Here is an 18,201-nt window from a genome sequence, read left to right as displayed (position 1 = left end):
AGTGCCTGCCAGGATTTCCTTATATAATACATTTGAATTCTTCATTCTTCACTTTCGTAAGAGGTTTTGATCTTTATTTTTTAATTGCGCTCAGCGCCTGCCTGCTCTTCACTTAAGGAACATCACTTCGTGGTAAAAACTTAGGACAAAATATTTTTCCAATCTAGAAAAACAGAGTATAACGGATGTTAATTAATTCAGACAAAAGCGGCGGAGCATTAACATACGTTCACAGACAAGACTGAATAAAAGGCTTAAACATGAACTTTTTGAGACGTAAAAGCATGGTCTACGGATAAAAAACAGGCATGTCTTGCAACGGAAACGGGCCACTTTTGCACCGTAAACGGCAAAGTAATATTTTTTAACTGTTAAGCTTTTGTCTTTAAAACAGCATAAAGCACTGAACGACAACAGGTTAGTGAAAACGCGCATTTTTCGCCGTTTTTCGCGCCAAATCACGGATTCGTGACGAGCATCGCCATTCTGAGAGCGTTAAGTGGACTGAATCATGTAAGAAAAGCTGACAAAAGACCATAATGAAGCTGAGCGAAAAGAACCAAAGAACAATGTGCGGCATTGCACTAACAGGAATTATGAATTACGAAACAAAGTTAGGCGAAAGCCGATCGTGAATTATGAATTGTGAATTATGAATTATAAATTAAGATTCGTATATTTGCATGCTCCCCTGCCCTGCCTAGCCATACGGCACGAAGAAGACAGGCATGAGAAAGCCGACATGCAGACGGAAAGATGCTTGCGGACATAACGGCTGAAACATCACTATGCACAAATAATATAATATTATGGAAAAACATTTTAAAAGGACTTTTATGGCATTATGCCTGGCCGCATTGCTCATGCCGGGCATGGCGCATGCGCAAAAGGCAGGCTACGTGCCGGCGCCCGAAAACCTGAAGGCGCGCAAAGAGTTTAGCGACAACAAGTTCGGGATATTCCTCCATTGGGGCATCTACAGCCTTTTCGGACAGGGTGAGTGGTATCTCAACAGCGGCGGGCTCAACTGCCACGAGTATGCCAAGGCCGCATCGGCTTTCTACCCCTCGCGCTTCAACGCGAGCGAATGGGTTAAGGCCATCAAGGAGGCAGGAGCGCGGTATATATGCATCACAACACGCCACCACGACGGCTTCTCGATGTTCGACACAAAATATTCCGACTATAACATTGTTGACGCCACGCCCTTCGGACGCGACGTGATAAAGGAGCTGGCAGACGAGTGCCACAAGCAGGGCATAAAGCTTCATCTGTATTACTCTCACCTCGACTGGACGCGCGAAGACTACTATCCGCTGGGCAACACGGGCCACAGGACGGGCAGAAAGAACCACGGCAATTGGGAGAGCTACTATGAGTTTATGAACAACCAGCTGACCGAGCTGCTGACCAACTACGGCGAGATAGGCGCAATATGGTTTGACGGAGTGTGGGACAAGCCCGACTTCGACTGGCGACTTGGCGAGCAGTATGCCATGATACACCGCCTGCAGCCGGCATGCCTCATAGGCAACAACCACCACAGAGCGCCGGTTGAGGGCGAAGACTTCCAGATGTTTGAGCGCGACCTGCCGGGCGAGAACACTGCGGGCCTTTCTGACGAAAGCGAGATAGGCAGTCTGCCGCTGGAAACATGTCAGACGATGAACGGAATGTGGGGATATAAGGTGAGCGACCAGAACTACAAGTCGGACACAACGCTCGTAAGACTGCTCGTGAGGGCTGCCGGCAAGGGTGCCAACCTGCTTATGAACATAGGGCCGCAGCCTGACGGACAACTGCCGGCTGTGGCTCTTGAGCGCCTTAAGAGCATGGGCAAGTGGCTGTCTGAATATGGCGAAACGGTGTATGCCACCACGGCAGGCGACGTGATGACTGCCGAATGGGGCACCACGACGCGCAGCGGCAACAAGCTTTATGTGCACATCCTTGCCGACGACATGCCGAAGATGATATTGCTGCCGCTGAAAGGCAAAGTGAAGAGCGCCGTATTATTTGATACAGGCAAAAAGATAAGTCATGAAAACGTAAGCGGCGGCGTAGTGCTGCACACTGCCGACCTTACGCCGGCGATAGACCGAATAATAACACTGACGGTGAAATAAGTGAAGAGGAAAAAATTAAGTGAAGAGTGAAGAACGAAGAGTGAAGAATTCAATAGTCTGTTGTGTGTTATAGAATGTCGGCAATGCTATAATGCTATTCAGTTTTATATGCTATTGAATTCTTCACTCTTCGTTCTTCACTCTTCACTTATTTAGCTCCTTTGGGCGCCGGCAGGAAATATGCAATGACTGTAAGGACAAGCATTAAGATCCAGAAGCTGCTCATACCGGCATCTACCGCATAGCTCACAGCCACGCCTATCAGACAGATAACGATGTCTAAGACCGAAAGGACCGACCTTGACGTATAACGCGAAAGGAAGCCGCGCGCATCCTTAACCAAATCTTTTATCATCAGCACAACCATCAGGACAAGACACAGAACTATTAATCCCCAGACGGCATAATCTGCCGCAGGCATGCTGCCAAACAGCGGCTCAAGTGCAAACAGAAGAAGAAAGATGCTGAAAATAATTTCAAGCTTGCCGGTCTTTAAATCTACTTTTCTCATAGGCTTGTTGTTAAAAAAAATATTTATAGGTTTAAATCACAAAACATCAAACTTAAACAGCTTTTTCCGCATGGAGGAATATCTAACACTCGACACAAAGATTATCAGCGACAAAGCCGTCAGCACTATCATGCCGGCACAAACAGACATTCTGTAATGCCGCATTATAACGTGCTGATATGGTTCGGCAGCTCTTGTAGCCTTATGTTCACAAAGTTAGTAAAAATCCTGGACATTTTCAACTTTCCAGAAGTTTATTTCGGTTCATCACCGATATCCATTGAAATATAAGCGTTCAGAGCAGCACGACAGACACAACGCAATAACCCGGCCGAATAATAACCGGTCGGATTATCACATTAAATTATTAATACTGCTCAAATTTTTCACAACGCTTTTCCGTAACCGTCAAAAAGGAAGCAGCATGAAAACAGTAAAATACACCATGGCCAGCAGAGCCAACACCTCTAATGCCAGTTCCAGCTTGTCAAAGCGGGTGCTTTCATTGTTTTTCAATAAAGACGTCAGTGTTACAAGCACCAGCGGCAAAATCATAAAGGAATACCTAAGTTCTATTCCAAACAACACAAAGCCCCACCATACAAGACCTATAAGGAGTATGAGGGAAAGAATTATTACTTTTGCTTTTTTCATAAGGCACTAAAATTAAATTTAACCACCATAATCATTAAAAACTTCAACGAAGTTAAAGAGAGAGAGTAAAGCAACAAATGTAATTTTCTACAGATTTATACTCACAAAGAAGATGCGCAACAAACCATTATCATGCCTAAGCACGCAGGGACGTACCCCAGGTGCGTCCACACTTACATTATCAATCATATATAACGCTTTCGGACGCACCTGGGATACGCCCCTGCGATATCACGTTGTTTTCGTTCCCTTTGGTGTCGGCAGAAAATATACAGCAACAAAACAGATAAACAGAAAAATCCACCAGCTACCTGAATTTGAGCTGAACGCATAGCCTACAGCCAGGCCTATAAGACATATTACGGCATCAACAATCCAAAAGACCGACCTCGATGTATAACTCGAAATGAAGCCGCGCGCATCCTTAATCAGATCTTTCACCAAGAACACAAGCATCAACACAGCGCACACTGCCATCAACCCATAAATTAGATAATCTATCACAAGTATGTCTCCAAACACAGGCTCTACGGCATATAAAAGCAGAAGAGTACTGAAAAGGATATCTAACCTGTCTTTCCTAAAACTTATTCTACTCATAGCTTATGATTTAAAGATTATTGCTTAAACATTTTCACATCACGCAAGACAAATTATCAATGCAGTCAGGAATATTTTATCGTTATGCTAAATAGTCCGTGTATTTGTTTGCAAATGTAGGCAAAAACTAAAGTCGTTATTTATTTTAGTAAGTTCTTTTCGGTTCATTTCTAATAAATTACAGTTTACGTAGGATTTATTCAGAGCCATACAATAGGCCTAACGGCAATGCAAAAGGTATGCTTTTGCATGCTGAAACGTGGCCTTTCAGGGTGCAAAAGTATGCCTTTCGGAAAAATGAAAACGGCAATAATAAAGAATGTTGACTATTTACTGACTTAGGTTGACCGAAACATGGAGTATCGCTGATAAAAGTTGACTCTTCGTGATAAGCCATGCAGCATAACATAAGGATCAATTTTATTTTTATAAAAAACTCATCACTCGTCACAACCGTGCATAACAAGCTGTAAATCAAGATGTTAAAGTGTGACGAGTTGCCGGCTAAACTCATCACGACTGATGTGTGAGCCATGAGCGTGACGAGTTGAAAGCGCAACTCGTCACACTGTAACACCATGTGTATCAGCGCGTTATACGCCATTGTGACGAGTGACGAGTTTTTTTATAAAATAGTTAGAGGAGAATGTTCTGTTTTAGGAGTTAAAGTAGTTAAAGGAGTTAGAGGAGTTAAAGTCGTATGCTTTGTTTTTAGGAGTTAAAGTAGATAAAGGAGTTAGAGGAGTTAAAGTCATATGCTTTGTTTTTAGGAGTTAAAGTAGATAAAGGAGTTAGAAGAGTTAAAGTCGTATGCTTTGTTTTTAGGAGTTAATGACACTGTCCAAAATTTTGTGCAAATGGAAACAAAGTTCTGTTGCCGGTACATCAAAAAAACAAATCAGCCTGAGTAGACTGTTTAGTCCGTTCAGGCTGATTTATTATTTTATATCAGAAAGAAAATGCTTAGGCAAGCAGTTTCTTTACGATGCCGGAGATAATGCGGCCGTCGGCCTTGCCAGCCATCTGCTTTGAAGCCACGCCCATAACCTTGCCCATATCCTTCATGCCTGCGGCACCTGTCTGGGCTATAATTTCCTTTACGGCAGCCTCAATCTCTTCCTCTGTCATAGGCTTCGGCAGGTATGCCTCAATGACGCTGACCTGTGCCAGCTCGGCGTCTGCAAGGTCCTGACGGTTCTGCTGCACGAATGTGGCAGCCGACTCTTTGCCCTGCTTGGCAAGCTTGGCAAGAATCTTCATGGCGTCGGCATCCTCGAGAGTGTCGTTGGCTCCGGGAGCAGTCTTTGCCTCAAGAAAAACTTTCTTAATGTTGCGCAAGGTCTCAAGACGCACCTTGTCGCGGGCCTTCATGGCCTCCTTTATATCGTTGCTTATCTGATCGAATAACATTTTAATTATGAATTAAAAATTATGAATTATGAATTGTCAATCATCCAAACTTTATTGTTCCCTGTATCTTGCTGTCCTCGCTCTCGGCCTTCTTTACCTGTCCCATAGACTGGTTGCGTATTTCCTCAAGCTCCTGACGTGTGCGCTTGTATGTAGGCGTCGACTCAACAGAAGATATTACGTCGTCGTTGTCGAGGTCTTCCTGGCGGAAGATGTATATGTGCGGACGGCGCTTGTATTTAGAGCTTTTTCCGTCGGTGCCGTAGTAGTGTTCACGCTTTGCGCGGCGCTCGGCAGCCTTCTCCTCCTCCTCAGCACGGCGTTCGTTCTCCTCCTGAGAGTGCTTCTTGTAGTGCTCGTTCATGCCGTCGACATTCTCTATGCCGAATCCTGTGGCGAGGATGGTAACCTTCACTCTGTTGCCCAGTTCGGGGTCGGTGGCAAGTCCCCACTTTATCTCGAAGTCGTTGCCAAACTTGGCCATAAAGTCGTTCACGTCGTTCATCTCCTCCATCATGAGGCCGTTGTTGCTGTTCTTGTCGCTGCAGAACGATATGCTGAGCAATATCTTCTTTGCGTTGAACACGTCGTTGTCGTTGAGCAGAGGTGAGTTGAGCGCGTCCTCAATGGCACGCTTCACACGGCCCTCGCCTTCGCCGTAGCCTGTACTCATGATGGCCACGCCGCCGTCCTTAAGCACGGTCTTCACGTCGTTGAAGTCGAGGTTTATCAGTCCGTGAACGGTGATAATCTCGGCTATGCTCTTGGCAGCAATGCTCAGGGTGTCGTCGGCCTTGCCGAAGGCATCAAGGATAGACAGTTCCGGATAAATCTCGCGCAGGCGCTCGTTGTTGATTACGAGCAGGGCGTCGACGTGCTTCGACATCTCTTCAACGCCGTCGAGGGCCTGGTCGATCTTGCGTTCGCCCTCAAAGCGGAACGGTATGGTAACGATGCCGACGGTAAGTATGCCCAGATCCTTTGAAACGCTGGCAATGACAGGAGCCGCACCGGTGCCGGTGCCTCCGCCCATTCCGGCTGTGATGAATGCCATCTTGGTGCCGTCGTTGAGCATTGCCTTAATGTCCTCAAGGCTCTCCTCGGCTGCCTCGCGCGCCTTTGCAGGCTTGTTGCCGGCTCCGAGTCCTTCCTTGCCGAGCTGCAGGTGCACGGGTACGGGCGAGTCGTTGAGTGCCTGGTTGTCAGTGTTGCACAGAACGAACGACACGTCGTGTATGCCCTCGCGGTACATGTGGTTAACGGCGTTGCCTCCACCGCCGCCTACTCCGATCACTTTTATTATGCTCTTCTCTTTTTCGGGCTCACCGAAATCCACTATTCTATGTGTATCAGCCATATCTCTGTCTTTATTTTTTTTCGTAGTTATAAGTTTGTAGCAGCGCAGCCATGTCAATATTATTCGTCCTCAGAGACAAGGCTTCTGAACCAGTTCTTGAGCTTTGTAACATGAGGCTTCATGCCCTTCTTTTCCTTGTCGGCATCGTCCTTCGGCTTAACTTCGGGCTCGCTCTCCTTCCTGGCAGCCTCTTCGGCAGCCTTGCGGCGCATCTCCTCAATCTTCAGCTTCTCGGCTTCGGTGAGCACTACGCCCTCGTTGTTGCGCTGCTGTACGTGAGTTCCGCCCTGCATGCCGGCAGCCGGCTTAGGCTTGTCGGCACCGAAGAGGTCGCTGTGCTCACTGTACTCTTCGCCGGCGCAGTTCATGTCGCCCTTGGCCAGGATGCCCAGCACGGTGTTCATCATGCCGTTGTGGGCGTTGATGTCGTTGTTGTTAGAGTTGATGGTCTGCGTAACAAACTTCGCAATACGTATTTTCTCTATATGCGTGTGGTTTCTGAAGGCCATGTCGATGTTCTTCATGTTAGAGCCTCCACCGGTAAGGATGATACCGCCCAGCAGCCTGTCGGCATACTCGGCAGGAACCTGATACCACACGTTCTCGATAATCTCCTGAAGTCTGCCCTCTACGATCTCGATAAACTTGCGGCTCTCTATGCTGCGGTCGGCATCGATGGGGAACATCAGGGTGTTGTCTATCTCGTTGTTGTCAGTATAAGCATTTCCGTATTTCAGCTTCATCTTCTCGGCGTTCTCATCGTCCATCTGCAGCGAAGCGATATCCTTGGTGATGTTGTTGCCGCCGAGAGGTATGACAGCAAGATGGCGAAGAATATTCTTATAGTAAACAGAAACAGTGGTGGTATCGGCACCAAGGTCAACGAGCACGCATCCTGAACGCTTCTCAGAGTCGGACAGCACGCTGTCGGCCAGCGCCAGCGGCGCCAGATACATCTCGGCAATGGCAATGCCGGCAGTGTCGAAACACTTGTTGAGGTTGCGGTAGAAGGTCTTGCGCCACAATATGTTGAGGAAGTTGCCCTCAAGGCGGCTGCACTGTATGCCCACGGGATCGAGCTGCAGCTGGTTGTCGACCTTATACTCCTGTGTGGCCGCGTCAAGAATTTCCTGTTCAGGATAAGACATGTTACGGTTGGTGTCCATAAGCTCGTTTACCATCTCCTGCGTAACGATGGTGTCGCCCAATAAGTCTTTGCCTATCACGTTCTTCTCGCTTCTGATAGACTGGCCGCCCACGCCCACATACACCTGAGCTATCTCAGACTTGAGGGCGGCAGACAGTTTCTTGACGATGTTGGACACACACTGAACGGTCTGATTTATATTGTAGACGACGCCCTTGCGTATAAACGACGAAGAGTCTTCCTTCACAACGGCGAGCACAGAGATGCTGCCGTCAAGATTCTTCTTGCCCGCAATGCCCGTAACCTTTGATGAGCCTAATTCTATTGCTACTATAAAATCCTTTGCTGCCATACGTTATCAATTTGTTGTTTCTGTTTTATTTAAATATCTGCCTTTTTCTTCTTTTTGCATATTATCTGGTTGTCAAACTCCAGATCTATATAAGAATATTTGTTCCATCCGGCCTGACTGAGTCCGTATTTGTAAAACTTCTTCAGACGGTCCATCTTCTTCTGCACAAAACCTTGCACAAGAGCCTTGCGGCGGTTGACATATTTTGTCTGCGGGATGTTGCCCAGATAAACGATATGCTCGCCGACGCGCGGAACAAGCTCAACGCCAAGGTCGGGCAGTATGTTTATCTGCACTATCTGATTCTTCCAGAAATCATCCTTCATCAGCTCGATGGCCAGATAAGAGAGATAGTTGCGGGCATACCAGCGGCTTATGTTGCCTGTGGCTATTATCAGGTCTGACGTGTACTTTGAGTTGGGCATTATGCCGCCCTGATCGTCAAGATAATAGTCGTCGCCACGCGAGTTTTTCACCCTTACGATAGGCAGACGCTGCGTGATGCTTATAAAGACGTTGCCGTCCTTTGTCTTATAGCACTGTGCAGTGTTGACAAAGGGCGTGTCCTTCAGCTTGTCCTCGATGTCGCGAGGGTTGATGTCGGCAAGTTTCTTCTTAAACGGATAAAGGCGGCTCCGCTCAAGAATGTGCTTCACCTCCTTTGCACTTAGGAATCCGTTTGTACTTTCATCCTCAACATTAATGGTAACCTTAGTACACACGCTATGTGTCTCTGCCGGATGATTGAACGAGGTCATCGCCATCACCAGGTAAACCGCAAGAAACACGTCGAGCGTTATGAATATGGTTCTTTTAAGTTTCTGATGCATTTACTTATACTTGTCTTGAAGTATTTTCTCTATCTGTGGCACATAATTGTCGAGGTCGCCGGCACCGAGCACCACGAGCACCTCGAAATCATTGTCTTTTACGAACGAGAGGACATCCTCCTTGTGTATCATCTTCTTCTCCACGCCTTCCTTCAGGTTGTCGTAGATAAGCTGTGACGTAACGCCGGGGATAGGCTCCTCGCGTGCGGGATATATGTCGCAGAGCACAACCTCGTCGAGCATGCTCAGGCTGTCGGCAAAGTCCTTGTAGAAGTCGCGCGTGCGGGTGTAGAGATGGGGCTGGAAGATTACGGTTATCTTCTTGTCCCTGTAAAGCTCGCGTATGCTCCTTGCGCTCTGGTAGATTTCCTTTGGATGGTGTGCGTAGTCGCTGAGGAAGACAATCTTGTCGTTCTTTATCTTGAAGTCGAAGCGGCGGTCAACGCCACGGTATGTCTTCATGCCATACTTCAGTTCCTCGCTTGAGCATCCGTTGAGCTGTGCCATGGCCATGGCCGCAATGCCGTTCTCGATATTGATGGGCACGGGCTGACCGAGCTGCACTCCGCGTACGGTTTCTATGGGCGAGATGAAGTCGAACGAGATGTTGCCGTTCTCAATCACGATATTCTCGGCATGGAAGTCGCCGCTGTCAAGACTGTATTCATACACCTTAACACCGGGCTGCACCTGAGCTTTCATCTCGAGGCCCTTGTGTATGATGAGCGCTCCGCCGGGCTGAATCAGCGAAGAGTAATGGGCGAAGCTCTCAAGATAGGCCTCCTTGGTGCCGTATATGTCGAGATGATCGGGGTCGGTAGATGTTATGACGCTCATCCACGGACGGAGCCAGTGGAAGCTGCGGTCGAACTCATCGGCCTCGATAACCACGAAGTCGCTCTCCTTGCTCAGTATGTAGTTAGAGCTGTAATTCTTTGATATGCCGCCGAGAAAGGCGTTGCAGTCGACGTGGCTCTGATGCATGATGTGGGCGCACATGGTAGACGTGGTGGTCTTGCCGTGCGTGCCGGCAAAGCAAAGGCCCTTGTGTGAGCGTGTGAGCATGCCCAGCACCTGGGCGCGCTTCTCAACGTCGAAACCGTTCTCACGGAAGTAAACCAGCTCCTTGTGGTCTGCCGGTATGGCCGGGGTGTAGATCACGAGCGAAGACTTCTGGTTTCTGCAGGCATGCGGTATCTCGTCGATGTTTTCTTCATAATGAATAAGCATGCCTTCTTTCTCGAGCTGCGTTGTCAATGCAGAAGGAGTTTTGTCGTATCCGGCAACGACAACGCCTCTGTGCAGGAAGTAACGGGCTATGGCGCTCATGCCTATGCCGCCTGCTCCTACAAAATATACAGCTTTAATCTCTTTCAGTTCCATTATTTTATTATTCTCTACAGAAACGGACTTTTGTCCGCCAGGGCTGATTGCAGCCCTGCATCTGCTTTTGCAATTTATTTTAGTATTCTATATAATTATTGTCTGTGGCCTACTAACCCTCCGCATCAGTGTCCGCGGCGTGCGAGCTTAACCACTTCGTTGGCTATTATGTCGGCCGAGTCGGGAAGCGCGAGCTTCAGTATGTTCTCGCTAAGTTCTTTCAGTCTGGCATCGTCTTTCACTGTCTGCAGCGCCAGCTTAACCACCTCAGCAGGAGCGTCGGCGTCCTTAACATACAGAGCAGCGTTCTTATTGACCAGGGCCATGGCGTTCTTTGTCTGATGGTCTTCGGCCACATTGGGCGAAGGAACGAGGATAACCGGCTTGCCTATGAGGCAGAACTCTGATATGCTGCTTGCTCCGGCGCGGCTTATCACCAGGTCGGCGGCCTTGTATGCAGCGCCCATGTCAGAGATAAAGTCGGTTACGTGAAGCGACGGAACCGTTCCGCGCTGCTTCAGTTCAGCCATTATCGACGCGTTATAGTATTTTCCGGTCTGCCATATAAACTGCACACCTGACTCTTTTATCATGTCGAGATTCTGAAGTACGCTCTCGTTGACCGTTCTCGCGCCAAGGCTTCCGCCTACGATGAGGATGGTCTTCTTGTCTTCAGACAGCCCGAAGCTCTTAAGAGCCTCAGCCTTTGTCAGCTTTGTGTCGAGCAGGGCCTGACGCACGGGATTACCGGTCTTGACTATCTTGTCTGCCGGGAAGAATCTTTCCATGCCGTCGTAGGCCACGCAGATACGGTCTACCTTTTTCGACAGTATCTTGTTGGTGACGCCAGCATAGGAGTTCTGCTCCTGAATGAGGCACGGTATGCCCATCTTCGTACACTGGTTGAGCATCGGACCGCTGGCATATCCGCCCACTCCGACGGCTGCCATTGGATTGAACTTGCGTATAATCTTCTTCGCCATCTGCTGGCTCTTCCATATCCTGTAAAGAACCACCACATTCTTAAGCATGTTCTTTCTGTTGAAGCCGCTTATAGGAAGTCCTACAATCTCATAACCGGCAGCAGGCACGCGCTGCATCTCCATGCGTCTTAACGCTCCGACAAACAGTATTTTAGCTTCGGGATACTTTGCCCTGATTGCGTTAGCTATCGAAACAGCCGGAAATATATGGCCTCCGGTGCCGCCTCCGCTTATAATTATTCTAAGTTCATCTTCCATATGTCCTTACACCTTATTATTTCGCAAAAGTAATCAAAATTTTTCTTTTCAGATAATTTTAAATAATATTTTTCTGGCTTATTAAAAAAATATCCGGACACTGCGCACGGCGGCAAGACCGACAAGCCGACACACAAACGCCAGACAGAAAATTATCTGACAAAAATGTGTCTCGGCTTTGTTGGCAGACCGTCGCAGCGGCCGTGTCTTACTAAATATTATCGCATTAGTACGATGGCTATCTTCCGAGCCATGACTCAGGATTCAGCTTTGCCGTTCCGCGCCTGAGCTGGAACTGCAGTATGTTGTCCTCGCCTACCACGCCCAAGGCCTGACGGGCGCTGACGTGCTGTCCGCGGTGTACGCTTACGGAGCGCAGGTTGCAGTAGACTGAAATATAACTGCCGTGGCGCACCATGACAACCATCGTTCCGCCGAAGCCGAACACGGCACTGACTTCTCCGTCGAATATAGAGCGTGCCGACGCTCCGGGACTTCCGAGGATATTTATTCCCTTGTTGTCGAGCTTAACGTTCTTAAGTCCTTCAACATTATATTGTCCGAAATGACTCACAATGCGGTAAGAGCCCGTGATAGGCATCGGCAGGCGGCCGCGGTTGCGCTCAAAACTGCCGCTGAGCTTGCGGTCCTTCGAATCGAAGGCGACGGCCTCCTTGGCCTCCTTCTTGGCACGAGCCACCTCGTTCTCATGCCTCATCTCCTCCACCTTGGCCTTGCGTTCTGCCGCAACGCGGTCGGCCTCAGCCTCACGTGCGGCCTGTTCTGCCCTGGCTTTCTCCTCGGCGCTCTTGCGCTCGGCTGCTCTTGCTTCGGCTTTCAGGCGTTCCTCGCGTGCCTTAGCCTCAGCCACACGGCGTGCATTCTCGCGCGCTGCAGCCTCGGCGGCAGCCTTCTTGCGTGCCAGTTCCTCTGCCCTGCGCTTTGCGGCGGCGGCAGCGGCAGCGGCTTTTCTGCGGGCTTCAGCCTCAGCTCTTGCCTTGGCTTTAGCCACTTCTTCGGCTATGAGCTTGTCGATCTGCGCATTGAGGGCTGCATCCTTCTTGCGCTGGTCGGCAATGATAGTCTGTATCGTCTTCTGCTGCTTCTGCAGTGTGTTCACCACCTGCTGCTGCTCGGCCTGCTTGCCTTGCAGCGCAGCCTGTTCCTGCTGTCCCTTATAGAGCAGGTTGTTCTTCTGTCCTCTGACCTTCTTCAGCTCGTTGTTCTTTGCCTCTATCTGGTTTTGCTTGGCTTTCACCATCTCGCCCTGGGCACGCTGATAGGCGGCATACTCGCGGACGAACCTCAGACGGCGGTACATCTGGGCAAAGTTCTTGGCGCTGAAGATGAACATCAGCTTATCCTGTATGGTGCGGTTGCTGGCCATATACCGCATCGACTTTATGTATTTGGCCTTGCGGTCCTGCAGCTGCTGCTCGAGCGTAGAGAGCTGGTTCTTGAGCAGCTGTATGTTTCCGTCGATGTGGGTAATGTCTTTCTGTATTCCGTCGATAGACTTCTGCCGCTGGTCTATTTCGCTGTTTATCATCATCAGGTTGTTGAGCCGCTTCTTTACGTCGGCCTTATTGGCACGCAAGAGGCGCTCCTGCTCCTTTATCTTGCGCTGAACGCTCGCGCGCTGGTTGCGGAGCCCCCTGATAGAGGCGTTCGAATAGTTGGCTGTCTTGGCCGACTTCTTCGTGCTGCGCTTCTTCACCACGCGCTTCGTCGTGGTCTTTTTCTTGGCTGTCTGCTTTTTCTGAGCCAGCGAAGGTGCCACCAACGACAATGCCAGCAGAAATATTAGTATTCTTCTCATTTATAACTTTAAGATTCTGTTAATTACGTCCTGCGGATCCACCTTTTTATATTTATCCGACACAGAGGTGCGCGTCTCCCAGTCGGCCGACGTGTCGAGTCCGCTCATTGATATGTTCACGGCCACGCCGTTGGCTCTCTTCACCGCGCTGCTCTTCATCATCAGGGTGATGTCAGTAGGGAATTTCTTCGTACCGAGCGGCTTGAATGTTCCGTAAGTGCATTTCACTGATGTGCTGCCTGTAGACGGGCTGCTGTATGTTACGTCCACAGCCTTGATCTGTCCGCTCGTCTTGTCGGCCTGCCACACATAGCTCATGCTGCCGCGCTTCAGCGTAACGAGCGTGTTGGCCACGGCATCGTTGAACGTAACGCCGAAATTCTTGAGGGCCGAGTCGGTTATCTTCTGCTGTCCGGGCACGAAGAGCTGATTCCACAGCAGTGCCTGCAGGGCGTAGAAGTCGAGCCCGTTGCGCTGCAGGAAGTCGACATCGCTGTATGAAGCCTTGATATATTCCTTGTTGATGCGGTCTACCACGAGCACGTAATCCTTTGTAAACTCAATGCGTCCGGCCTCCATCAGTCCGAGCGGAGTGAGCTGTATGCGTATCACGTCGTCCTTCTTCATCTTCAGCGAGCCCGACACCGACAGATCTTTTGAACCGGTGTTGATGCTGAACTTTATCTTAGCCGATATGGCCTGGGCATACACTTCATTGTCGTAGACCTTGCGCAGGAAGTCTGTCTTGCGGGCCAGTATGCTTTCAACATCGTTATTGCCTGACGACGAAGACGAGCCGCCGGACATGGCGGCCTTCTTTGTGCCGCACGAAACCACGGCGAGGCACACAACCAAAAAGACGAGGCTGCGTAACAGCCTGCTGCTATTTCTCAACATATTTCTTCAGTTTTATTTTTCTTATAAGCACCTTATTCTCTTCGTCACTGTTCTCAAGCGCCTCGCGCCAGTATTCAAGGGCCTTGCCGGCGTCGCCGTTCATGTAGTAGATGTCGCCTGCATGCTCGAGAAGCACCGCACTGTTTGTGGTGTCGTTCTTGATGGCCATGTCGATATACGGCTGCGCGTCTTTATATTTTTTCTGCTTGAACAGTATCCATGCATAGGTGTCAAGGTATGTGCAGTTGTCAGGTTCGGCCTGCACCGTGCGATAGCTCATCTGCTCGGCCTTGTCGAGATTTTTGCCCGTTTCCGACAGATAGTAGGCATAGTTGTTCAGACAGCCGAAGTTGTCGTCCTTCCACTGCAGGCAACTGTCATAAGCGGCATAGGCTTCCTGCTCCTGCCCCTTGCTGTAAAGAATGTCGCCCATGATGGCATAAAAGTCAGACACGATGTCGGGGTTGCTCTCGTCGTCAATCTGGCTGACGCCCTTTCTGAACACTTCGAGGGCGTTGTCGTCATCGTCTTTCTGCACATAGGCAAGCCCGAGGAAATAATAGAAGGCCATCTCGTCGGGATTATAGTCGAGCGCCTGGCGCGACAGCTCTATAACCTTGTCGAAGTCTTTCTCGTTCCACACTGTCTGTATCAGCTGCAGACGGGCAGCCGCGTTGTCGGGCGAGATGGTCAGCACGGTCTCCAGCACCTTGGTGATAGAATCCTGCGGCATCTTCTTCAGCGTCATGTATGCTGCATACAGCTCGGCCATGTCGGATGTTTCCTGCGGCTGTTTCAGTATTCTCTTAAAGAGGTTGAGCACCTGTGTGCTGTCGCCTCCGTTCTTCTCGTTGTCTGCCACCACCTGCCTCATCAGTATCATCTTTGTGCTGACGGGCGTCTTGGGATTCACGAGCATTGTCTCCTGTATCGAGTCGGCCTGCGCCGTGCTGCCCGTAGTCCTGTAGTAGTCTATCATCGACATGCGTGCCATGGGGTTCTCGGGGTCTTGCTTCAGCACGTCCATATACTGGCTGTATGCCTCGTCGGGCTTGCCGTTCTGCAGAAGCCAGTTGCCCATCATCACCCTGTAGTTCATGTCGTTGGGATATTTCTCCGACATCGACTTCAGCTCATTGAACTCCTCCTCCTTCTTGCCCTGCAGCGAGTACACCTGCATCTTCGACAGGGCTGTCTGCTCACTGCTGCCTTCAAGGGCTTCGATGCGTTCAATGGTCTTTATCACATTGTCGTAGTCTTTCTTTCTGAGATACAGCTGGTTAAGGATGTCGAGCACGTCTGAGCGCTCCGGACTGTTGTGTGCCAACTTCTCGTATGCCTTTATGGCCTCGTCGAGGTTGCCTATGCGTATGTAGCCCGTGCCGAGACGCTCAAGATAGGTGTTGTTCTCGGGGTCGAGCTCGGCAGCCTTCTTAACGTCTTCAAGTGCGGCGGTGTCGCCATAGAGCACTCCGCTGTAAGACGACATCATAAAGTAGGCCTCTGCTGCATTGGGGTTTATGTCGAGACAGTGGCTCAGCAAGTCGTAAGCCGCGTCGTAGTTGCCGGCCACCTGCTGCTTGACAGCCTCAAAATAGAATATCTTGAAGCGCATGCTGTCGTTATGGCTTATGGGCGGAACCACGATGCCGCGCGACGCCGTGCCGCCTGCGCCTGTCTTTGTTGCCGTGCCGTGGCTGCAGCCTGTGATGACAGCCGCCGCCGAAAGCAGCACAAGGATGTATGATGTTAGTCTGTTCATCTGAATTGTTGAAATGCGAACCTTGCTGTTATTTCACTCCGGTGTGGCCGTAGCCGCCTGCGCCGCGCTCTGTCTCATCGAGCACGCTAACCTCGACAAACTCTGCCGTCTCATGGCGAGCAATGACCATCTGGGCTATGCGTTCGCCGTCGTTGATCACGAAGTCGGTGTCTGAAAAGTTTATCAGCAGCACCATCACCTCGCCCCTGTAGTCGGCGTCTATCGTTCCCGGCGTGTTAAGCACCGTAATGCCGTGCTTCAAGGCCAGTCCGCTGCGCGGGCGCACCTGTGCCTCGTAGCCTTCGGGCAGGGCTATGTAGAGGCCCGTGGGTATCAGCCTGCGCTCCATGGGGCGCAGCGTTATCGGGGCGTCGATGTTAGCCCTGAGATCCATACCTGCACTCTGTGCCGTGGCGTATGCCGGAAGCGGCTGGTGCCCTTTGTTGATTACTTTTACGGGTATCATAGTCTTATTCTGCTTTTTAGGTTTTAACGGCGCATGCCTAGGCCTGACGCCACATGCCGACATCAGCCAGCCCACAGCTGGCATGCTGCCGGTTACGTTATTTTAATTTGTGTGCAAAAATAGCTATTTATATTTACATAATTGTATTTTTAGCGCTAAAAAGAAAGAATTTAGCCATTTTTAGATTACTTTTGCGCAGCTAACCGCCGTATTGTGCATACGGCCTTATTTTGCAGAAAGATGATGAACTGGAAACAACTTATATCGAACAAAAGACTCGGACAGGAGTCGCGCCACGCCATAAGGCACGACGACCGCTCTGAGTTTAAGCGCGACTACGACCGGCTGATATTCTCTGCGCCGTTCCGCCGCATGCAGAACAAGACTCAGGTGTTCCCGCTGCCGGGCAGCATTTTCGTACATAACCGCCTCACTCACAGCCTGGAAGTGGCAAGCGTGGGCATGTCGCTCGGCAACGACGTGGCCCACTGCGTTATGAAGACAAGGCCCGAACTGGCCGACACGCTGTTCACGCAGATTGGCACCATAGTAAGCACGGCATGCCTGGCGCACGACATGGGCAACCCTCCGTTCGGACACTCCGGCGAGAAGGCCATTCAGACGTTCTTCACCGAGGGCAAGGGGGCTTATCTCAAAGACAGGCTGAGCCCCGAACTGTGGAACGACATCACTCACTTTGAGGGTAACGCCAACGCGTTCCGCCTGCTTGCTCACCGCTTCAAAGGGCGTCGCGACGGCGGATTCGTGATGACTTACACCACGCTTGCGTCTATCGTGAAATATCCTTTTGCGTCGGCTCTGGCGGAAAAGGGGCACGGTAAATTCGGATTTTTCAGCACCGAAGCCGACATATTCTGCCGCATTGCCGACGACCTCGGCATAATACGCAAGTCGGCCGACGGCTGTCCTGCCGAGTATGCGCGCCATCCGCTGGTGTATCTTGTAGAGGCTGCCGATGACATCTGCTACGAGATTATGGACATTGAGGATGCCCACAAGCTGAAGATTGTAACGTATGAGGAGACAAAGCGGCTTTTCTTGGATTTCTTCGATGAAATGGGACAAAATCATATCATGCAGAGGATTCACGACGAGGAGATAACCGACGACAACGAGAAGGTGATATACATGAGGGCCTGCGTTATCAACGCGCTCGAAAGGGCATGCGTTGACGCGTTCATGAGGCACGAAGACGAGATCATGAGGGGCGAGTTCAGCGGCAGTCTTATCGACAGCATCGACGACAGACTGGTTAAGGCTTACCGCAACTGCACAGAACTTTCGAAAAAGCGAATCTACAAGAGCAAGCCTGTGCTTGACGTCGAACTGAGCGGTTTTAAGATTATGGACAGCCTGATGGAGGTCATGACCGAGGCGGCCGTCAATCCGCAGCGGTTCTACTCGCGCCAGCTTATCAGCCGCGTGAGCAGCCAGTATGACATCAGCGCGCCCGACCTCGAAACGCGCATCATGGCTGTTATCGACTATATCAGCGGCATGACCGACGTGTATGCGCTCGACATCTATCAGAAAATCAACGGAATAAGTCTGCCGATTGTATAGGCATGACAACCGGTAAGGGTTATCTGACGCGATAAACACATTCTGCATCCATATCTTTTGCA

Annotated in this window: 15 protein-coding genes; 2 read left to right on the top strand and 13 right to left on the bottom strand. The window is 50.1% G+C overall.

Annotation, left to right across the window (positions count from 1 at the left end):
• The first annotated feature begins 809 nt into the window (after window positions 1-809).
• The gene (locus tag ACU52_RS07935; protein ID WP_053398403.1) at window positions 810-2,126 is read left to right on the top strand and encodes an alpha-L-fucosidase; all 1,317 of its coding nucleotides are present in this window, start codon (window positions 810-812) and stop codon (window positions 2,124-2,126) included.
• 148 nt (window positions 2,127-2,274) lie between these two features.
• Here the strand turns inward: ACU52_RS07935 and ACU52_RS07930 are convergent, their stop codons facing one another.
• The 13 genes from ACU52_RS07930 to dut form a co-directional block, all read right to left on the bottom strand.
• Entirely contained in the window at window positions 2,275-2,637 is a 363-nt protein-coding gene (locus tag ACU52_RS07930; RefSeq protein WP_053398402.1) for a hypothetical protein, read from the bottom strand.
• Between the two features lie 408 nt (window positions 2,638-3,045).
• Window positions 3,046-3,291, bottom strand: a complete 246-nt coding sequence (locus ACU52_RS15070; RefSeq protein WP_021854850.1) for a hypothetical protein — start codon at window positions 3,289-3,291, stop codon at window positions 3,046-3,048.
• 231 nt (window positions 3,292-3,522) lie between these two features.
• On the bottom strand, window positions 3,523-3,891 hold the full coding sequence (locus ACU52_RS07925; protein ID WP_053398401.1) for a hypothetical protein: 369 nt from the start codon (window positions 3,889-3,891) through the stop codon (window positions 3,523-3,525).
• 963 nt (window positions 3,892-4,854) lie between these two features.
• Window positions 4,855-5,301 carry a GatB/YqeY domain-containing protein gene (locus ACU52_RS07920; RefSeq protein WP_021854856.1) on the bottom strand — a complete coding sequence of 149 codons (447 nt, stop codon included), beginning with the start codon at window positions 5,299-5,301 and terminating at the stop codon, window positions 4,855-4,857.
• A 40-nt stretch (window positions 5,302-5,341) separates the two neighbouring features.
• Window positions 5,342-6,658 carry a cell division protein FtsZ gene (ftsZ, locus tag ACU52_RS07915; RefSeq protein WP_021854857.1) on the bottom strand — a complete coding sequence of 439 codons (1,317 nt, stop codon included), beginning with the start codon at window positions 6,656-6,658 and terminating at the stop codon, window positions 5,342-5,344.
• A gap of 59 nt (window positions 6,659-6,717) precedes the next feature.
• A complete protein-coding gene (gene ftsA, locus ACU52_RS07910) occupies window positions 6,718-8,157 on the bottom strand; it encodes a cell division protein FtsA (protein ID WP_021854858.1) in 1,440 nt (479 codons plus the stop codon).
• Between the two features lie 29 nt (window positions 8,158-8,186).
• A complete protein-coding gene (locus ACU52_RS07905; RefSeq protein ID WP_053398400.1) occupies window positions 8,187-8,987 on the bottom strand; it encodes a cell division protein FtsQ/DivIB in 801 nt (266 codons plus the stop codon).
• Window positions 8,988-10,370 carry a UDP-N-acetylmuramate--L-alanine ligase gene (murC, locus tag ACU52_RS07900; protein ID WP_021854860.1) on the bottom strand — a complete coding sequence of 461 codons (1,383 nt, stop codon included), beginning with the start codon at window positions 10,368-10,370 and terminating at the stop codon, window positions 8,988-8,990. It abuts the gene before it with no gap.
• A gap of 125 nt (window positions 10,371-10,495) precedes the next feature.
• On the bottom strand, window positions 10,496-11,611 hold the full coding sequence (gene murG / locus ACU52_RS07895) for an undecaprenyldiphospho-muramoylpentapeptide beta-N-acetylglucosaminyltransferase (RefSeq protein WP_053398399.1): 1,116 nt from the start codon (window positions 11,609-11,611) through the stop codon (window positions 10,496-10,498).
• Between the two features lie 238 nt (window positions 11,612-11,849).
• On the bottom strand, window positions 11,850-13,430 hold the full coding sequence (locus ACU52_RS07890) for a murein hydrolase activator EnvC family protein (RefSeq protein ID WP_053398398.1): 1,581 nt from the start codon (window positions 13,428-13,430) through the stop codon (window positions 11,850-11,852).
• Window positions 13,431-14,327: a lipoprotein insertase outer membrane protein LolB1 gene (locus ACU52_RS07885; RefSeq protein WP_082335213.1), complete on the bottom strand. Its 897-nt coding sequence runs from the start codon at window positions 14,325-14,327 to the stop codon at window positions 13,431-13,433. It abuts the gene before it with no gap.
• A complete protein-coding gene (locus tag ACU52_RS07880; protein WP_082335212.1) occupies window positions 14,314-16,089 on the bottom strand; it encodes a tetratricopeptide repeat protein in 1,776 nt (591 codons plus the stop codon). The genes ACU52_RS07885 and ACU52_RS07880 overlap by 14 nt, the downstream gene beginning before the upstream one ends.
• Before the next feature lie 28 nt (window positions 16,090-16,117).
• Window positions 16,118-16,555, bottom strand: coding sequence for a dUTP diphosphatase (dut, locus tag ACU52_RS07875; RefSeq protein WP_021854865.1), 438 nt, complete (start codon window positions 16,553-16,555; stop codon window positions 16,118-16,120).
• A 243-nt stretch (window positions 16,556-16,798) separates the two neighbouring features.
• Between dut and dgt the strand changes: the two genes are divergently transcribed.
• Entirely contained in the window at window positions 16,799-18,139 is a 1,341-nt protein-coding gene (dgt, locus tag ACU52_RS07870; RefSeq protein ID WP_053398436.1) for a dGTP triphosphohydrolase, read from the top strand.
• Window positions 18,140-18,201: the final 62 nt, after the last annotated feature.

Source organism: Xylanibacter rarus (genome assembly GCF_001275135.1).
In the GTDB taxonomy this organism is placed as follows: domain Bacteria; phylum Bacteroidota; class Bacteroidia; order Bacteroidales; family Bacteroidaceae; genus Prevotella; species Prevotella rara.
This window is presented reverse-complemented; position numbering and strand designations above follow the sequence as displayed.

Coding starts and splice junctions, on each gene's coding strand:
- dut (WP_021854865.1), bottom strand. CDS start 16,555: ATGATACCCGTAAAAGTAATCAACAAAGGGCACCAGCCGCTTCCGGCA.
- ACU52_RS07905 (WP_053398400.1), bottom strand. CDS start 8,987: ATGCATCAGAAACTTAAAAGAACCATATTCATAACGCTCGACGTGTTT.
- murC (WP_021854860.1), bottom strand. CDS start 10,370: ATGGAACTGAAAGAGATTAAAGCTGTATATTTTGTAGGAGCAGGCGGC.
- ACU52_RS07880 (WP_082335212.1), bottom strand. CDS start 16,089: ATGAACAGACTAACATCATACATCCTTGTGCTGCTTTCGGCGGCGGCT.
- ACU52_RS07930 (WP_053398402.1), bottom strand. CDS start 2,637: ATGAGAAAAGTAGATTTAAAGACCGGCAAGCTTGAAATTATTTTCAGC.
- murG (WP_053398399.1), bottom strand. CDS start 11,611: ATGGAAGATGAACTTAGAATAATTATAAGCGGAGGCGGCACCGGAGGC.
- dgt (WP_053398436.1), top strand. CDS start 16,799: ATGAACTGGAAACAACTTATATCGAACAAAAGACTCGGACAGGAGTCG.
- ACU52_RS07890 (WP_053398398.1), bottom strand. CDS start 13,430: ATGAGAAGAATACTAATATTTCTGCTGGCATTGTCGTTGGTGGCACCT.
- ACU52_RS07935 (WP_053398403.1), top strand. CDS start 810: ATGGAAAAACATTTTAAAAGGACTTTTATGGCATTATGCCTGGCCGCA.
- ftsA (WP_021854858.1), bottom strand. CDS start 8,157: ATGGCAGCAAAGGATTTTATAGTAGCAATAGAATTAGGCTCATCAAAG.
- ftsZ (WP_021854857.1), bottom strand. CDS start 6,658: ATGGCTGATACACATAGAATAGTGGATTTCGGTGAGCCCGAAAAAGAG.
- ACU52_RS15070 (WP_021854850.1), bottom strand. CDS start 3,291: ATGAAAAAAGCAAAAGTAATAATTCTTTCCCTCATACTCCTTATAGGT.
- ACU52_RS07885 (WP_082335213.1), bottom strand. CDS start 14,327: ATGTTGAGAAATAGCAGCAGGCTGTTACGCAGCCTCGTCTTTTTGGTT.
- ACU52_RS07920 (WP_021854856.1), bottom strand. CDS start 5,301: ATGTTATTCGATCAGATAAGCAACGATATAAAGGAGGCCATGAAGGCC.
- ACU52_RS07925 (WP_053398401.1), bottom strand. CDS start 3,891: ATGAGTAGAATAAGTTTTAGGAAAGACAGGTTAGATATCCTTTTCAGT.